This window comes from Vibrio sp. PSi01, from assembly GCF_054960695.1.
Window position 1 is genome coordinate 74,163 of sequence record NZ_JBHNYN010000013.1, and the last position, 16,141, is coordinate 90,303.

Here is a 16,141-nt window from a genome sequence, read left to right on the forward strand (position 1 = left end):
GTATGGTGGAAACTGAAAGGGGCATCGAAATGATGCCTCTTTTGCTTTTACATTTAAGTGATAACACAGTTAAACGATAAAACTCGCCCCTTGTTCTGCACTCGAAACGCATTGGCGCATAACGGTAAATAGGCTGCGTCCCATGGTTTGTTGGTTGGCATCTGCCTCAAACACTCTCGCTTGGCGAGACTGCATGTCGTTGAGGTTATTGAGTTCGCCACTCGCACAATCTAAGCGCAGGATATCGCCTTCGCGAATAAGCCCAATGGATCCGCCTCGAATAGCCTCTGGTGAGACATGAATTGCGGATGGGATCTTTCCTGATGCACCAGATAGGCGACCATCAGTAACGAGAGCCACTTTAAAACCTTGCTTTTGTATGTTGCCTAGAATAGGCATGAGCTTGTGCAATTCAGGCATACCGTTCGCTGCAGGGCCATTGTTAACCACGACAACGATACAATCTTTGTTGAGTTCACCTCTTTGATAAGCGACTTCCACTTTGTGTTGGCAGTCGAACACGACCGCTGGCGCTTCTATCACACGTTGTTCTTCTGCGACAGCTGACACTTTAATCACCGCGTTGCCTAGATTCCCCGAAAGTACTCGCGTTCCACCTGTCGTCTGAAAGACTTGTTCTGGTCCTGCGATAACGTCAGTGTCTATGGATTGTTCGCACACCTTCCAAGTTAGTTGTTCACCTTCAAGTTTTGGAATGCTCATTTGATCTTCAAACGACCCAAAGGTAGGCGTGACATTACGGTGCAGTAAATTCGCTTGGTCTAATCGACGTAGCAGTGCTGGAACCCCTCCTGCAGCTTGGAACGCGTTCATGTCGGCAGGTCCGTTTGGATAGACTCTAGCAAGTAAAGGGACCACATCGGATAGATCGCTGATGTCTTGCCAAGTCAGAATAAACCCTGCTGCGCGCGCGACTGCGACCATGTGAATGCTGTGGTTTGTGCTTCCTCCCGATGCGAGTAAGGCTATGATACCGTTGATGAGACTTTTTTCTGTAAAAACGTCAGATAGCGGTCGGAAGTTTGAAGCTTGCGGTGTCATTGAAGCGATTTCAATGGCGGCATATTGAGTCAGTGACGCTCGAAGTGCAGAGTCAGGATGAATAAATGCTGAGCCTGGTAGCATTAGCCCCATCGCTTCAAATACCAGCTGATTGGTATTGGCTGTGCCGTAAAAAGTACAGGTTCCAGCAGAGTGATAAGCGTTACACTCCATATCCAATAGAGCGCTTTTCCCCACTTTACCTGCTGCGTATTCTTGGCGGATGTGTACTTTCTCATCATTGCTGATGCCCGTTGCCATTAATCCTGCGGGAACAAATGCGGTAGGTAGGTGCGCAAAGGAGAGTGCCCCCATTAGCTGCCCTGGGGCGATTTTGTCGCAAATTCCAAGTAACAGTGTTGAATCAAACACGTTGTGGCTAAGTGATAAAGCAGTAGATTGAGCGATCAAGTCTCTTGAGAACAGAGACATATCCATTCCTGGTTGTCCTTGAGTCACACCATCACACATCGCGGGTACGCATCCTGCCACCTGTGCTGTATGGCCGAGTTTAGCTAACGCCTTTTTGATTTGGTCGGGGTAGTGTTGGTAAGGCTTGTGCGCACTTAACATATCGTTATAAGAACTAACTAACGCGACGTTAGACTTAGTGAGATCCAGAATAGAGCGCTTTTCATCTGAACAAGATGCCGCGACTGCGTGAGCCAAGTTGCCACAGGAGAGCCCTGTTCCCCCTTTGCCAGCATTGGCTTGCTGTTGAGTTCTGTGTAGAAACTCTTGGCGAGCCATTTGGCTTCGAGCTAGCAGCCTTTGGGTAACAGCTTGGATTATAGGATGGGTCATGCGATTGCCTCGTCGGTCATAGAAAGGACAATTGCAGCGTAATCAACGACACTATTAATATCGTCGTTAATGCTAATCACCACAGTGTCGGGTTCACTGTCAGGTCTTTCTAACGTTTCGAACTGGCTTTTAATCATGTTTTCTTTCATGAAGTGACCTTGGCGCTGACGCATACGCTGTAAAATTAGGTCGATATCCCCATCGAGGAAGAGAAAAGTGATGTTGTTATTACCTTTACGAATTTGGTCCCGGTATTTTTTCTTCAACGCAGAACACACAATAATACCGTGTTCGTTTTTACTTTCTAAGCTATAAGCCGCATCGCTGACGCGTTCCAGCCATGGAATACGATCATTATCGTTAAGAGGTTGGCCTGATGCCATTTTTTGAATGTTTGCTCGAGGATGCAAGTCGTCACCATCAATAAACTTACGTCCAAGTCTTTTTGCTAAATGCTCGCCTACTGTGCTTTTCCCGCAAGCACTGACTCCCATGACGATGACACTACTACCAGCCATAACTCAATCCTCTTAACAAATTTGCGCGTGATCTCAATTTTGAACATCGCTTGTAAATATGGCTTTATCTTATAAGTGTTATCGGTAACATGTTACCGGTAACTTAAGAAAGTGTGATGAAGAACACAAAACAACAATTCACAACTATTGAGATTGTTTTTTGCGACGAATTGACTCAAACATGGTCACATCTCACTATATTTCGCGTTTAAATATCACTAGAAAGAGCTTTGGGGGATAACATGGCCAACGATTACCGCGCAATTGCGAAATCTGTTGTTGAGCATCTTGGGGGCAAGAAAAATGTCGCAGCTCTAACACATTGCATGACTCGACTACGATTCGTTTTAAACAGCCAAGATGGCGTCGACATCAGCAATCTGAAAACACTGAAAGGTGTTATGGGTGTTGTTGATAATGGAGACAAAGTACAGGTTATAATTGGCAACGAGGTATCGTATGCATACAAGGAAGTGATGGCTATTTGTGAGCTATCTACTGAATCGGCAACAGAGGTTCCAAGTAAAAAAGAGAAACTAACGGCTAAGTCAATTGGTGCGAAAATGTTGGACGCACTGGTTGGTACCATGTCTCCTCTTATCCCCGCAATCATTGGCGCTTCAATGGTCAAGTTGCTAGCCATGGTACTTGATATGCTGGGTTGGGTTGAACCTAATGCGCCAACGTTGCTTATCCTGAAAGCGATTGGTGATGGAGCATTCTTCTTCCTACCCGTTATGGTTGCAGCTTCTGCATCAATCAAATTTAAGACCAACATGTCGCTATCTATTGCGATTGCAGGCGTCTTAATCCACCCCAATTTTATGGAATTGATGGCGCAAGCTGCAGAAGGCAAGTACGTTGATTTCTTCGGTATCCCAATCACGTCAGTAAAATACACCTACACGGTTATTCCTGTACTTGTAATGACTTGGGCGCTTTCTTACATAGAGCGTTGGGTAGATAGCATTACCCCTGCTGTAACTAAAAACTTCCTGAAACCTATGTTGATTGTATTGATTGCAGCTCCGGTTGCTATCGTACTTATCGGTCCATTTGGTATTTGGGTAGGTACTGCGCTTTCAGCGCTTGTTTACACAATTCATGACACGTTAGGTTGGTTGTCCGTCGCTATCATGGGTGCGTTGTGGCCTCTACTTGTTCTTACTGGTATGCACCGTGTATTTACTCCAACGATTATTCAAACCATTGCTGAGACGGGTCGTGAAGGTATGGTTATGCCTTCAGAAATCGGTGCCAATCTTGGTATGGGTGGTGCGTGTCTAGCTGTTGCTTACAAAACCAAAAACAGCGCACTAAAGCAGACATCATTAGCCGCGGGTGCTTCAGCTATCTTCGCCGGTATCTCTGAGCCTGCATTGTACGGCGTGCTTGTTCGTCTGAAACGTCCACTTATAGCAACAATGATTACTGGTTTTATCGTAGGTGCATTAGCGGGCATGGGTGGCCTTGCGAGTCACTCGATGGCGGCACCAAGCCTGTTTACGAGCGTACAGTTCTTTGATGTGAATGATCCTATGAGTATCGTTTGGGTGTTCGGTCTGATCGCATTGTCCATTGTGCTGTCATTTATTCTAACCCTAGTTTTAGGCTTTGAAGATATTCCAGAAGATGATACCGATGAAAACGCAAATTCAGAGCCAGTAAAGAAAGAAGCTAGTAAGGCAGAAGAGAAGGTCACCGTGGCGTCTGCTTCCTAATTAGTATTAATTTATTCAGTCACCTTACTTCATCGTAAGGTGACTTTTATTGTTTCCGAGGTATTCGATGTCAAACATTCAATTTCCCGAAGATTTCTTATGGGGCGGCGCTATTGCCGCAAACCAGTCTGAAGGCGCTCACTTAGCGGGTGGTAAAGGCCTAACAACCGTAGATATGATCCCTTACGGTGAGAACCGCATGCCAATTAAGCTTGGTCAGGTTGATCAGGTGACGCTCAGCGAAGACGAGTTCTACCCAAGCCATAACGCGATAGACTTTTATCACCGTTACAAAGAAGACATCGCCTTGCTGGCAGAGATGGGATTTAAAGTCTTCCGCGTATCCATCGCTTGGAGCCGAATCTATCCAAAAGGTGATGAGCTAAAGCCGAACCAAGCTGGTTTAGATTTTTATCGTGATGTTTTTGAAGAGTGTAAGAAATACGGTATTGAGCCGCTCGTTACTTTGTGTCATTTCGATGTGCCAATGCATTTGGTCAACGAGTATGGTTCGTGGCGCAATCGTAAGATGATTGAGTTCTTTAGCCGTTACGCGAGAACCTGTTTCGAGAACTACAAAGGCTTGGTGAAATACTGGCTAACTTTCAATGAAATCAATATCTTACTAGCGAGCCCGTTTTCTGGTGCTGGGTTGTTGTTTCAGGAAGGCGAAAATCACGATCAAGTGAAGTACCAAGCAGCTCACCATGAACTAGTGGCGAGTGCTTTGGTGACTAAAATTGCCCATGAAGTGGACCAGCAGAACCAAGTGGGTTGTATGTTAGCGGGTGGTAACTTCTACCCATACTCTTGCAAACCTGAAGACGTACTCATGGCGATGGAAAAAGACCGTGAGAACTTGTTCTTTATCGATGTTCAATCTCGTGGTTACTACCCATCTTATGCTCAAAAGGTATTTGATAACAAAGGTGTGGTGCTTGAAACGCAAGAAGAAGATTTCGAGATTCTGAAGAATACCGTCGATTTCATCTCATTCAGTTACTACGCTTCTCGTTGTGCTTCTGCCGATATGAATTCGGGTAATACTAGCGCGGCGAACGTTGTTAAGTCGATCAAAAACCCGCATCTTCCAGCAAGTGATTGGGGTTGGGTCATTGACCCTACTGGCCTTCGAGTTACGATGAACACACTCTATGATCGTTACCAGAAACCACTTTTCTTGGTAGAAAATGGCTTAGGTGCTCGTGATACCTTGGATGACAATGGCGAAGTGAACGATGATTACCGCATTGATTACCTTCGTCAGCACATTGTTGCGATGCATGAAGCAATGGAAGACGGTGTACCACTGATGGGCTACACACCTTGGGGTTGTATCGATCTTGTCGCGGCATCGACCGGAGAGATGAGCAAGCGCTATGGGTTTATCTACGTGGACAGAGACAACCTAGGTAATGGTACGTTAAATCGTATTCCTAAAAAGTCATTCCACTGGTACAAAAAAGTGATCGCAAGTAACGGCAGCGACTTGGCTTAATTTGTCTGTTTGATAATGAGAGAAATGAATAATGAAAACAATTGAACTACGACTCAGAGATATTCGCATCGTTCCGGTGATCGCCATTAATGACGTTGCTCAGGCTGTACCTCTTGCGAAAGTATTAGTTGAGAATGGTTTGCCTTGTGCTGAAGTGACATTTCGTACAGAAGCGGCAGCAGAGTCGATTCGTTTGATGCGTGAAGCCTATCCTCAGTTACTGATTGGTGCAGGTACTGTGCTGACCACAGAGCAGGTAGATACTGCCATTGATGCGGGTGTTGATTTCATTGTCAGCCCAGGTTTGAACCCAACCACAGTCAAATACTGTCAGCAAAGAGGGGTTACGATCGTTCCTGGAGTGAATAGCCCAAGCTTGGTTGAACAAGCAATGGAAATGGGGCTTAAGACACTAAAGTTCTTCCCAGCAGAGCCATCTGGTGGTATCGCCATGTTGAAAGCACTTACGGCGGTTTATCCAGTTAACTTTATGCCGACAGGTGGCGTGAGCCCAGCTAACGTAGATTCTTACTTAGCGCTAAAATCAGTCGTTGCCTGCGGTGGAACTTGGATGGTTCCTACCGACAAAATGGATAAGGGTGATTGGGACGGAATCGCAGAATTAGTTCGAGCGATCGGTTCCAGATAGTTCGATAGAGAGCGACATAACTAGAAAATGAAAGGGCCAGCCGATACTCTGTCTCTTGATCACAAACCTGGTTAATCAAGATACTTAGCGAGTTCATATACTTCAAGGATGGTTTGTAACCTAAACCATCCTTGCCATAACGTCTTTATGGAAGCGCGACTCGTTCGCTTGGTATTCTTCCAACCACCTAACCGGGCAATACCATGATATATTGGGCGCTTCCTTCGGTAGTTTTTTTCTCCAGTTTTAGCTACATTAACTTCCATGTTTTGCCTTTAACACTTGCTCACAACTGGTCTTAGATAACTCATCTGACACATGCATAAACCTCAACTGGAGTAAGCGAGTCGCGATAAAAGCTAAAATGACGCTGAGCCTTTCTAAGTTATCTTTACTCTGCATTTTCAGTTGCTCTACTTCAGTCCCTTCACTTTTCCAGACTTTATGAAAATCTTCTATTAGCCAGCGCCGCTCATAATCACTGACAATTTTGAGGGCCTCTTCCTTGCTCCTTAACGGCTCTGAAGTCAGTCAGTACCATGCGAGTTTATCGCTATTCTCTCCTTGTTCGATACACCCCACGTAGTAAAGCAGAATGTTATCAAACTCTTTCTTGTTTGCAGGAGACTTGAGTGTCACGGGGGAATATTTGATATCTAAATGAGCCTTGCGAGCTTTACGACCGCCTTTTGGCGGTATTTCGAGCACTTTCTATTCCAGCATCAGGTTTTTTGCTTTAAATTCAGGATAATGGCTAATACGTTTTTTCTTAGTTGTCATGGTTCACTCCATTAGTGATTGTACCCACTTAACTCAATGTCCAAAACTTCTGGTGTGTATCACTAAATCATCAACCCACGGTCTGATCAGCTACGTCCTATCCTCATGCCTAAACCTCATAACAAAACAACCAATTGGAAGCAATACTACCAATCACTCATTAACCGTAGTCCTCTGACCTTTTGGATTGATGAAGAGGCAATAAACGGGTGGGCGGAAAGCAAACAGAATAAGCGCGGGAGGCCGCGTCAGTTCAGTGATTTAGCTATCACTACAGCACTTATGGTGCAACGAGTTTTTCTATACCACTGAGAGCGCTGCAAGGATTTATCGACTCGATATTTAGGCTAGCTCATGTACCGTTAAGTTGTCCGCATTACCCCTGCATCAGTCGTAGAACCAAGAACGTTGAGGTCTCACTTACGGCTAAAACGAGAGGGGCGATACAGCCCCTAGCCATTGATGTTACTGGTCTTAATATTTATGGCGAAGGAGAATGGAAAGTCAAAAAACACGGGACGGATGGTAAGCGTAGAGTCTTGCGAAAGTTGCATATTGCCGTCGATACAAGCACCCATGAGATCATTGTTGCTGTGTAGTTTATCAACGGTTACAGATGGAGAAGTACTCTCGAACTTACTGAATCAAACACGCCGAAGTATCTTTGATGTGTTTGGTGATGGTGCTTACGGCACGAGTTGATAGGGCTATCAACTTTCCGAACCAGTCAATCTTTAGGAACAACCTGTTCTATGGCAGCATGTTTCATTCGTATGGATGGGGAGAGGTTTTTTTGAAGTCTCTATATTTCGATACTCTTATTAGATAAGAGATCTAGCTGAAAGCTAGACCTCTGTAATTTGTCTGACACTTACAATATAAGTTAATAAGTTTCGTCACTAATTTCTGAAGAGTGGGGCGCTAGTTCTTGCTATTGTTTTTCAATACATCTTGAATAGCGGAATCCAATTGGGACTGAACTTCTTTTGACAATCGCCCAAACTCATACGAAAAATTACGACCTTTCACTTTTTTGCGAGCGAACATGCCTTTACTATCAAATTCAGCTAAAGGAGTTACCAGCGCTTTGTCTGATTCTTGTTTGGTTTCGACGATCTTTAACTCGGTTTTGATGAAAGAAATTAGATCATCTTTGACATCTTCTTGGCTCTGCTCAGGCTGAGCATTGACAGCTTTACTCGCTATTTTTTTGATGAAGCTACTCAGAGCTTTCTTGTCATCAGTAAACGCTTTCATCACTTTAGCCAGGATAGAGTAATCTGTGTGAGACAAGTCATTAACAACAGGGAATAGGGCGATCAGCTTACTATCAATACTGGCAGCTTTCAGCGCACGGCCCACCGCTTGACGGCTAATGTTCAATATTTTTGCCGTATCTTCTTGAGTAAGCTCGCCACTCTTCATCAGTATTTGGCACTGCAAGCCAATCTCACGTTGATTGTGTTCTTTAGCTGTTTGTAACTGCTTGGCAAGCGCTTTTGCATCAGCTGTCGAAAGTTCGTCTTGGGTGACGAGAATTCGGAATGTTTTTACACGACCTTCTTGAAGTAAAAACCAAGCACGGCGGCGAGACCCATCAAGAACATCAATGTGGCCATCTATTTCGCGGCCTACGGCTGGGTAAAACTGTTGGAACTCTAACGAGTCTAAATCTACTAAGGACTCTTTGGTTAACAAAGACTGGTCTCGGCCATTAACATCAAACGTAACTACAGTGTTTTGCTTTACCTGTTCGTATGACAAGGTAACTTCGTTAAAAGTCGCAGTCGTACCAGATGCCAGTTGCCACACCATCTTTTTACCTACCGATTCTAGGCCGAATTTATGCTGTAGATACTCGGCGGCATTCTGGCCACTTTTCTCTAATTCAGTGTTGAGTTGCGATGTTAGAGTATCTAAGTTTGCTTTGGCCGCTGATTGTTGTGCTTGCGCTGAACCTGGTGCATTACCTAGAGGGCTACCGCCACGTTTCTTTGCCATTACTTGTTCTCCTGTTCACGCCAAACGTTCAGAATATCGCGCAAGATCTGGCTCGTGACTTCATAGCTATTTTGTTGCGCACTTTGGAAGGTTGCTTTGCTTTTCGGGTATTCACTTTTTGACATGTCAAATACCGTCGAGAGTAGGGAAGAAGACTGACGAACAGCTTCACTGTGCTTAAATTCTTTTGAGTATAAATAAGGAGAGAAGTGATCGTATAAGTTGTTCATCAACTCGGTAGTCGTTGAGCTGTCACGATGATTAGTTAGTAATATTTTCATGAAGTCATAGCCCTCATGGTTAGCGTTTTCTAACAATGCCCACACTTGTGGGATATAGCTAAAGTAAGAGCATGTAGCATCAATGTCGTTTTCGGTAATCGATAACGGGAACACGACATTTGTTGCCGCAAAATAGGCGTTGAAAGTCGCATAGCCTAAAGAGGGTGGGGTGTCGATGATGATTATATCGAACTCGTCTTTTACGCTATCAATGATGTCGTCAAGTAATGAATAAGGAGAAGCTAAAGTTTGACTAAACACTTGTTCATGGAACCACCCTTCCATTGCTCGGTCACTTTGTGCAGCAGGTAAAATTCGTAAATTAGGAATAGTAGTCTCAAGAAAGGCTTCAGAAATAACTTGTTTAACAGTTTCACCTTCATCGAGATCAAATGTTTTCATCATTAGATCACCGACAGACAAGTAGCCTTCTTGTTCGGCTTCAGGAGCGTAGTACATTGATAATGTCGCTTGACCGTCCATATCAATTAAGCCTACACGGTACTCTTGGTGAAATTCGGTCGCTAAACCTGATGCGATAGTTGCGGCAGAAACTGTTTTTCCAACACCACCTTTTTGGTTCTGGATCACCATAACTTGCGTCTTTTGATTTTCATTACGCAGAAATTTAGGGTCTTTACGCAGGCTTTCAGGCAGTAAATCACGGACTTTATACATTTCTGCAATATCGATGGACCATTGAGAGTCTTCATGGCGACGTGGGTCTATTTCTGCAGCAGTGACGTAGCGATCTAGTGTTTTCGCATCAATTCCTAGATAAGTTGATGCTTCAGCCCGGGTAAAGTTTCGTAGTTCTTTACGGTGATTGGCGAGTAAACGCTGGTTTCGGCGCTGAATATAGGCATCAGCACCAACTTTAAGCGCTTGAAAAGTAGTAGTAGTATGTTGGTTATCCATTTATGCCTCCGTATAGGGATAATAAATAGTATATACCTCAACTTTTGATGTTGGTAGTTAAAAGTGATGGATTTTGTATTTGGGGGATTTTTAACTTATTGCTAGGGAGTCTTCATTTAAACTTACACCGTGTGCGCAAGAGCTTTATTGAGATTGATGGAGTTTAGTTAGGCTCATATGCATGTGTTTCTTTTGGGATTGTTGATTTAGTAAATCGTTGACAAAGTTTTGTTCGTGGGGCCTGAAGTTGTATAAAGCGCTGGAGTGTACGGTTTGTATTATTATGGGAGTAGAGATTTTGTGTATTGGTGACAGATGGTTAACTGAGGATACTGAGAAAAATACAGCCAGCTCTTGGTGAAAGAGCTGGCCTTACCGTTATTCGTTGAGTGCCAGATTGTCGCTTTCAGGCTGCCTATTTTGAGTCCGCAAAGAATGCGAATACAAGTTGTATTTGATGGTGGTTTTGTTGCAATCTTGGTTGATACTGAATGTGATTTCAGTGTCGCTCCAAGATACATCTTCAAGCAGAAGATTGGCATCGCGTGACAGGTCGTGTAGCACCATGGTATTTAACGCGGTTGCATTGGAGCGAATCAAGATGTACGCAAGGTTTGATGTTGCTGGGTTATCTGGCGCTTCACCAATCAAGACGCCACACGGCGAACTGAATACCATCTTCTGGCTAAATGGCGTTTGTCCTTCAATGGCGTAGCGATGGGAGTGTGCAGAAACCGAACTTAACTGACGTGTATTTGTCATCCGGCTCAGTGCGCCCGGCAGCGGGTTGGAGCAGATCTCAAAGTCATTTGTTTCGGTATGCTCACCGCGAATGTGGTAGGTCAAATCCAACTGTTGCTGATGCGGGTTGGCAATCAAGTTTGCTTCTACATACGCTTCGCCAACACAGAATAAGATACGTCTGAACATAACATTCTGATATGCCTGACTATCCCACTGCTCGATGGTGTGACTATCAACTTCCGCAGGTGGCTGGTTCCAATCAGCAAGCGTATCAATGACTTTACAAATAGGTGAGTCAGAGAAGTGAAGCAATGTAGAGTCGATTGGCGATTGGTTTTGTTGATTCACAACGAGGGTGTTATGCGTGGCGGTATTCTTGTAATAGCCGTAGTGAAGCTCCGCGCCATATCCGGTTGTGCCGAGATCTGGTAGGATCTCTTTGCCATTGCGAACAATGATCAATCCTAATCGATCGTAGTGATCGTGTTCACCTCCATATGGACTGTGTTTAACAAGCAGTGAATGATCATTGCTTTGGTCATAATGAATCGTCACGCCCGCTTGAATGGTGTGGACAGATTGACATTGCAGTGGAGCAGCTTTTGGAAGTTCATCGACACCGTAAAGTAATGCGTCGATGTTATCTCTTGAGATATTTTGATAGATGCTGGTTAAAACACTCGCAAACTCATTGCAAGGGTACTGAGCGTAGGCAAACTCAAACAGATGTGAATGAGTAATGCGTTCTTGGCCGGCTATGCAGTCATTGAGACGGGGGAAGTCACCGGTATTCAGCACCAAGTTGAGAGGGAACTTGAGCATCTTAACAAAGTTAGGGTTAGAGCTTACTGAATGAGGTGTCGAGTAGGCGATCTTTTCAAAGTTCAACAGCGCTTGTAAGGCGTAGTAGTGATAGTGGATCGAACCTTCAAACCACATCCCTTCTTCTGAACAGCCGTGGTTAAGTTGATAGTGGATTCCGTAGTTAGTATTCAGAGCGAAATCGATGTAGCGGCTCTCTTCCAAGATAAGCCCAATCACGCCAATAGTGGCGTTGATTTTCATCTCATGGTTGTGGAGTTGGTCAGTTCGGTACTCTATCAAGAACTCAGCCCCTTCACGAAGTAGGCGCTGCTCGATGTACGACTGCTCGTCTGGTGTCAGTTGTTCACGAATAAAGTCATAGCCGCGAGCAAGGTCTAAGTGACAGTTTGCCTCGCATAGAGTTTGTGCATTGGCTTTACCAGGGCCGTTGTAAGGGATCCCGCCATGAACCTCGTAATCCGGATAGTATTTAGCGGATTGAAGTAGAATGTCTTTTACCTTATCGAAGAAACGTTGCTCACCGGTTAGATTCCAAAGCAATCCAAGATCGTAGCACGCTTTTGCATTCAAGCCATTTAGCCATCGCCACCAAGCGCCGTCGTATGGTTCACCCGTGAACTCTTTACCGTCAACAGGGCAACAGTGTGAAAGTGGCTTTTCACGATCCCACGTAAGGCGAACGCCATGCTCTGGACAAAAGTAGTACAGGTTCCAGGTTGCGCGACCATCGGGTGGTACTAATGTTTCGCTATTGAGGACAACATGATTGTCAGCGATGAGTTGGACGATGGTTTGCTCAGAAGCGCGTTGTTTAATGGTTTGAATTTGTTGTTCGCTGAACTGGATCATTGAGCATTCCCTGTGAGTGTGGATTGAGGAAAGTTAAAGTAATGCAATGCGTTGTAATAGCAGATGTTTTCGATCGTCTCTTTAAGTAGGACATCGTGATTTGGGAGCTCTCCATTTTCAACCCAAACGGCCAGTTGATTACAGAGTACACGGCGAAAATACTCATGGCGACTCATTGAGAACACATTTCGGGAGTCGGTCAACATACCTATGAATCGACCTAGCGCTCCCACGTTTTTTAATGTGGTTAGCTGTGCTTCCATACCGTCTTTGTGGTCGTTAAACCACCATGCTGCGCCAAATTGGATTTTCCCAGCGGCCGAGTCACTGTCTTGAAAAGCGCCAGCAATACAACTGAGTAGTGCATTGTGGCTCGGATTGATGCTGTAAAGCACGGTCTTTGGTAGTTGGTTGGTTAAATCTAGTTGACTGAGAAACTGGGTGAGGTTTTCAGCAATTAGACGATCGTTCATCACGCTAAATCCGGTACCGCCACCAAGCTGCTGTTTTCGACGTTCGTTGACGTTAACCAGCACACCAATATGAAGTTGCATTGCCCAGTCACGGCTATGGTAGTGTTGACCCAGTTGGTTGAACAAATAAGAGCTAAGTTGTGTGGTTTCGATATCTTTAAGAGCTTGCTCTGTTAAAAGCTTCTTAAATAGTAGTTGAGCCGTTTTATGTGAGCAAGGCGCAAAATTCACCTGAGTAAGTCCAAGATCGGATAATCGGCAGCCTGCGTCATGAAATGCTTCGATTCGCTTTGAAATAGCGTTGAGAAAGTCATTGACCGATGCTATATGGAGAGAAGTGATTGTGCTTAATGTATCAATCATATTGCGAAAAGCACTCGGCGACCCAAACGCAAAGAGATCGTCTGCTCTGAATGTAGGCAGCACCTCGACGTCAAAGTCGGACTCTGCAATCAGTTTATGGTAGCGAAGATCGGAGAGCGGAGAGTCTGTAGTGCAGAGCGTGTTGACATTACACTGTTTTAATACATTCTGAGTTGTGAGTCTTGATGTAGCAAGTTCGGCTTCACAGTGTGACCAGATAGCATCGTCGTTGTCTGGATTCAATAGTAGTGAGCAGTTAAAGAATCGCTCTAGCTCCAAGTGAGACCACTGATAAAGCGGGTTGCCGAGCAGGTACGGGGCGGTTTGACACCACTTTTCGAACTTTTCCTTGTCTGGAGCATCGCCGGTTATGTAGTGCTCTTCAACTCCATTGCTACGCATAGCTCGCCATAAATAGTGATCACTATGCAGCCAGCATTCAGCGATGTTACTCGCACGATGGTTTTCCCAAATCTGTTTTGCATCTAGGTGATTGTGATAATCAATAATCGGAATGGCTTTGGCGTAGTCATGGAACAAGCGGCGAGCCAAATCCGAGGTTAAAAGAAAATCGTCATGGATGTATTGGTTCATGGGTTTCATCTCGAAATACTTTTTAAAACGTAGTGGTGATTAGTGGATTGCTAAACGCAAAATAGGGGCTGGTGGACAGCCCCTTGTCACTACGTTAACTCTGAGTTTGCTGGTTAAGTACTTTGGTCTCTCTGGCGCTTTTTAGCAGCAGAGCACCAACGGTCAGTACCACACCGCCACAGAACAAGAATGCCATGCGACCCCAGAATGGATTTGGTATCAGTATCATAGCAGTTACCAGCACGCCGAAGATTAAGATGAGCTTACCAAGCATGCTGCGCTGCTGGCGGTCAACCGCATCTTGTCCTTCTTCCTCGATAACAGGTGTTGCCACATCAGTCCAAAACTCGTTAAGTTCTGTTTTACGTTCGCCTTGTGGCTCTTTGTAGAACTTAGTGGTTAGGCAGAAGAAACCGCCGGTGAACACAAGGTGACCGATGATGCCATTCATTACCGTCAAGTCTGATGCCTCACGACTTGTGAAGCCGCCCTCGATACCTAGAAGGTTGGCGATGACATCTGGTGTGATGACAAAACTCACCATGTAAGAAACCACCATACCGACAGCTAGCGTAGCCCAAGCTGCCCAATCAGGCGTCTTCTTAATAAACATGCCGAAGAACAGAGGAACTAGGATAGGCATTTGTAGCAATGTACTAACGTACATCATGGCATCAAATAGGCTCAATCCGCGGAGTGAGTTGATGAATAGAGCAACTGCAATAATCAGTGCACCAAACACCACAGTGACACCTTGGCTGACACGCATCAGTTTCTTCTCAGATGCATTCTTATTAATAATAGGGCTGTAGAAGTTACGAACAAATACCCCTGCGTTGCGGTTTAGACCTGAGTCCATTGAAGACATTGTTGCGGCAAATACAGCAGACATAAGTAAGCCAACCATACCCACTGGCATGACGCGCTCAACGAACACCAGATAAACTGCATCAGCGGCTTTGCCGCCAAGAGCGTCAGCGTGGGCTAGCGCAGCATCAGGGTAAAGGACTGCAGTTACCCATGGCGGCATAAACCAAATAGCAGGACCAATCAGCATGAGAGCAAACGCTAGCAGCGCTGCTTTACGCGCATTGGTTGAGTCTTTTGCAGTCAAGAATCTGTAAGAATCTTGCATGTTGTTGATGTTTTGAAGTTGCTTAACAAACATGAAGATGAACCATGCTACGAACAGTAGTGGGTAATTCATGTTCGGACCCATAACAGAATCTGCGGGGAACTGCTCAATTAAGTTGCTTGGGCCACCAATTTTAATGAGAGCTGCAACCGCACATACAACAGTTACCGCCATGATGACGACCATTTGCACAAAGTCGGATGCAACCACACCCCACGAACCGCCGATCACGGAAATAAATAGAACAATCAAGCCGGTAATGACGATGGTCGTTTCGATGTCGATATTGAATACGGCACTAACAAATAGCGCCAGACCGTTTAGCCAAATACCGGTATAAACGATGCTGGTTGGCATGGTTGCCCATGTAAATACCTGTTCGTTTGTCGTGCCAAAGCGGCGACGCACCCCTTCTACTGGAGTGACAACACGCATTTGACGGAAGCGGTAGGAGAAAAACAGCCAAGACAGCAAAAAACCGAACGCATTGGCCATGAAAATAACCATGATAGGGAAGCCATCGGTAAATGCTTTACCTGCTGCCCCAGTGAACGTCCACGCACTGAACTGGGTCATGAAGGCCGTAGAGCCCACCATCCACCACAGCATTTTACCGCCCCCGCGAAAGTAATCACTGGTAGAACTACCTGCGAAGCGTTTAAAGATGACGCCTACAGCGATCATGAAGACGAAATAGACACCGACAACAACAATGTCAATATTCATAACACTTACCTCTAAAATAAAGATTTTTAAAAATAAAACAATGGTTCAATATTGCTTTAAGTACGTGGTGATTACCAACAAACTCTGCGCTTTTGTGATGAATGAAACGGTTTTTCATTTTTTTATATTGGATGTGATATTTCTTCTTTGGTTTCTTTAGAACTTATAGTGCTTTTTGCTTCTGTACTAATGATGCTTGA

At 44.9% G+C, this 16,141-nt stretch carries 10 protein-coding genes and 2 pseudogenes; 4 read left to right on the forward strand and 8 right to left on the reverse strand.

What is annotated here, in order from left to right:
- Positions 1–69 precede the first annotated feature (69 nt).
- Together edd and ACFI6G_RS16415 are read right to left on the reverse strand one after the other, a co-directional pair.
- Positions 70–1,866, reverse strand: coding sequence for a phosphogluconate dehydratase (edd, locus tag ACFI6G_RS16410; protein WP_046209579.1), 1,797 nt, complete (start codon positions 1,864–1,866; stop codon positions 70–72).
- Positions 1,863–2,384 (reverse strand): gluconokinase, encoded by a 522-nt coding sequence (locus ACFI6G_RS16415; RefSeq protein ID WP_046209578.1) that lies wholly within the window; start codon positions 2,382–2,384, stop codon positions 1,863–1,865. The genes edd and ACFI6G_RS16415 overlap by 4 nt, the downstream gene beginning before the upstream one ends.
- A 242-nt stretch (positions 2,385–2,626) precedes the next feature.
- Here ACFI6G_RS16415 and ascF point away from each other — a divergent pair, with 242 nt between their 5' ends.
- From ascF to ACFI6G_RS16430, 3 genes are all read left to right on the forward strand, one after another.
- Complete coding sequence (ascF, locus tag ACFI6G_RS16420; RefSeq protein WP_046209577.1) at positions 2,627–4,105, forward strand: PTS cellobiose/arbutin/salicin transporter subunit IIBC; 1,479 nt, start codon at positions 2,627–2,629, stop codon at positions 4,103–4,105.
- A 67-nt stretch (positions 4,106–4,172) separates the two neighbouring features.
- The gene (gene ascB / locus ACFI6G_RS16425) at positions 4,173–5,603 is read left to right on the forward strand and encodes a 6-phospho-beta-glucosidase (protein ID WP_046209576.1); all 1,431 of its coding nucleotides are present in this window, start codon (positions 4,173–4,175) and stop codon (positions 5,601–5,603) included.
- A gap of 31 nt (positions 5,604–5,634) precedes the next feature.
- Complete coding sequence (locus tag ACFI6G_RS16430) at positions 5,635–6,252, forward strand: bifunctional 4-hydroxy-2-oxoglutarate aldolase/2-dehydro-3-deoxy-phosphogluconate aldolase (protein WP_046209575.1); 618 nt, start codon at positions 5,635–5,637, stop codon at positions 6,250–6,252.
- 71 nt (positions 6,253–6,323) lie between these two features.
- On the opposite strand, the pseudogene ACFI6G_RS16435 reads toward ACFI6G_RS16430, so the two are convergent.
- A pseudogene (locus ACFI6G_RS16435) lies at positions 6,324–6,963 on the reverse strand (IS4 family transposase); the annotation flags it as partial.
- Between the two features lie 174 nt (positions 6,964–7,137).
- On the opposite strand from ACFI6G_RS16435, the pseudogene ACFI6G_RS16440 reads away from it, so the two are divergent.
- A pseudogene (locus ACFI6G_RS16440) lies at positions 7,138–7,728 on the forward strand (IS5 family transposase); the annotation flags it as partial.
- Between the two features lie 225 nt (positions 7,729–7,953).
- On the opposite strand, the gene ACFI6G_RS16445 reads toward ACFI6G_RS16440, so the two are convergent.
- The 5 genes from ACFI6G_RS16445 to ACFI6G_RS16465 form a co-directional block, all read right to left on the reverse strand.
- The gene (locus ACFI6G_RS16445; protein ID WP_046209574.1) at positions 7,954–9,033 is read right to left on the reverse strand and encodes a ParB family protein; all 1,080 of its coding nucleotides are present in this window, start codon (positions 9,031–9,033) and stop codon (positions 7,954–7,956) included.
- Positions 9,033–10,232, reverse strand: coding sequence for a ParA family protein (locus ACFI6G_RS16450; protein WP_016794756.1), 1,200 nt, complete (start codon positions 10,230–10,232; stop codon positions 9,033–9,035). Before ACFI6G_RS16450 ends, ACFI6G_RS16445 begins: the two co-directional genes overlap by 1 nt.
- A gap of 378 nt (positions 10,233–10,610) precedes the next feature.
- Positions 10,611–12,650, reverse strand: a complete 2,040-nt coding sequence (locus ACFI6G_RS16455) for a heparinase II/III domain-containing protein (protein WP_046209573.1) — start codon at positions 12,648–12,650, stop codon at positions 10,611–10,613.
- Positions 12,647–14,089, reverse strand: coding sequence for a glucuronate isomerase (gene uxaC, locus ACFI6G_RS16460; protein WP_231576291.1), 1,443 nt, complete (start codon positions 14,087–14,089; stop codon positions 12,647–12,649). Before uxaC ends, ACFI6G_RS16455 begins: the two co-directional genes overlap by 4 nt.
- Positions 14,090–14,174: 85 nt before the next feature.
- Entirely contained in the window at positions 14,175–15,941 is a 1,767-nt protein-coding gene (locus tag ACFI6G_RS16465) for a sodium:solute symporter family protein (RefSeq protein WP_046209572.1), read from the reverse strand.
- Between the last annotated feature and the right edge of the window lie 200 nt (positions 15,942–16,141).

Coding starts and splice junctions, on each gene's coding strand:
- edd (WP_046209579.1), bottom strand. CDS start 1,866: ATGACCCATCCTATAATCCAAGCTGTTACCCAAAGGCTGCTAGCTCGA.
- ACFI6G_RS16415 (WP_046209578.1), bottom strand. CDS start 2,384: ATGGCTGGTAGTAGTGTCATCGTCATGGGAGTCAGTGCTTGCGGGAAA.
- ascF (WP_046209577.1), top strand. CDS start 2,627: ATGGCCAACGATTACCGCGCAATTGCGAAATCTGTTGTTGAGCATCTT.
- ascB (WP_046209576.1), top strand. CDS start 4,173: ATGTCAAACATTCAATTTCCCGAAGATTTCTTATGGGGCGGCGCTATT.
- ACFI6G_RS16430 (WP_046209575.1), top strand. CDS start 5,635: ATGAAAACAATTGAACTACGACTCAGAGATATTCGCATCGTTCCGGTG.
- ACFI6G_RS16445 (WP_046209574.1), bottom strand. CDS start 9,033: ATGGCAAAGAAACGTGGCGGTAGCCCTCTAGGTAATGCACCAGGTTCA.
- ACFI6G_RS16450 (WP_016794756.1), bottom strand. CDS start 10,232: ATGGATAACCAACATACTACTACTACTTTTCAAGCGCTTAAAGTTGGT.
- ACFI6G_RS16455 (WP_046209573.1), bottom strand. CDS start 12,650: ATGATCCAGTTCAGCGAACAACAAATTCAAACCATTAAACAACGCGCT.
- uxaC (WP_231576291.1), bottom strand. CDS start 14,089: ATGAAACCCATGAACCAATACATCCATGACGATTTTCTTTTAACCTCG.
- ACFI6G_RS16465 (WP_046209572.1), bottom strand. CDS start 15,941: ATGAATATTGACATTGTTGTTGTCGGTGTCTATTTCGTCTTCATGATC.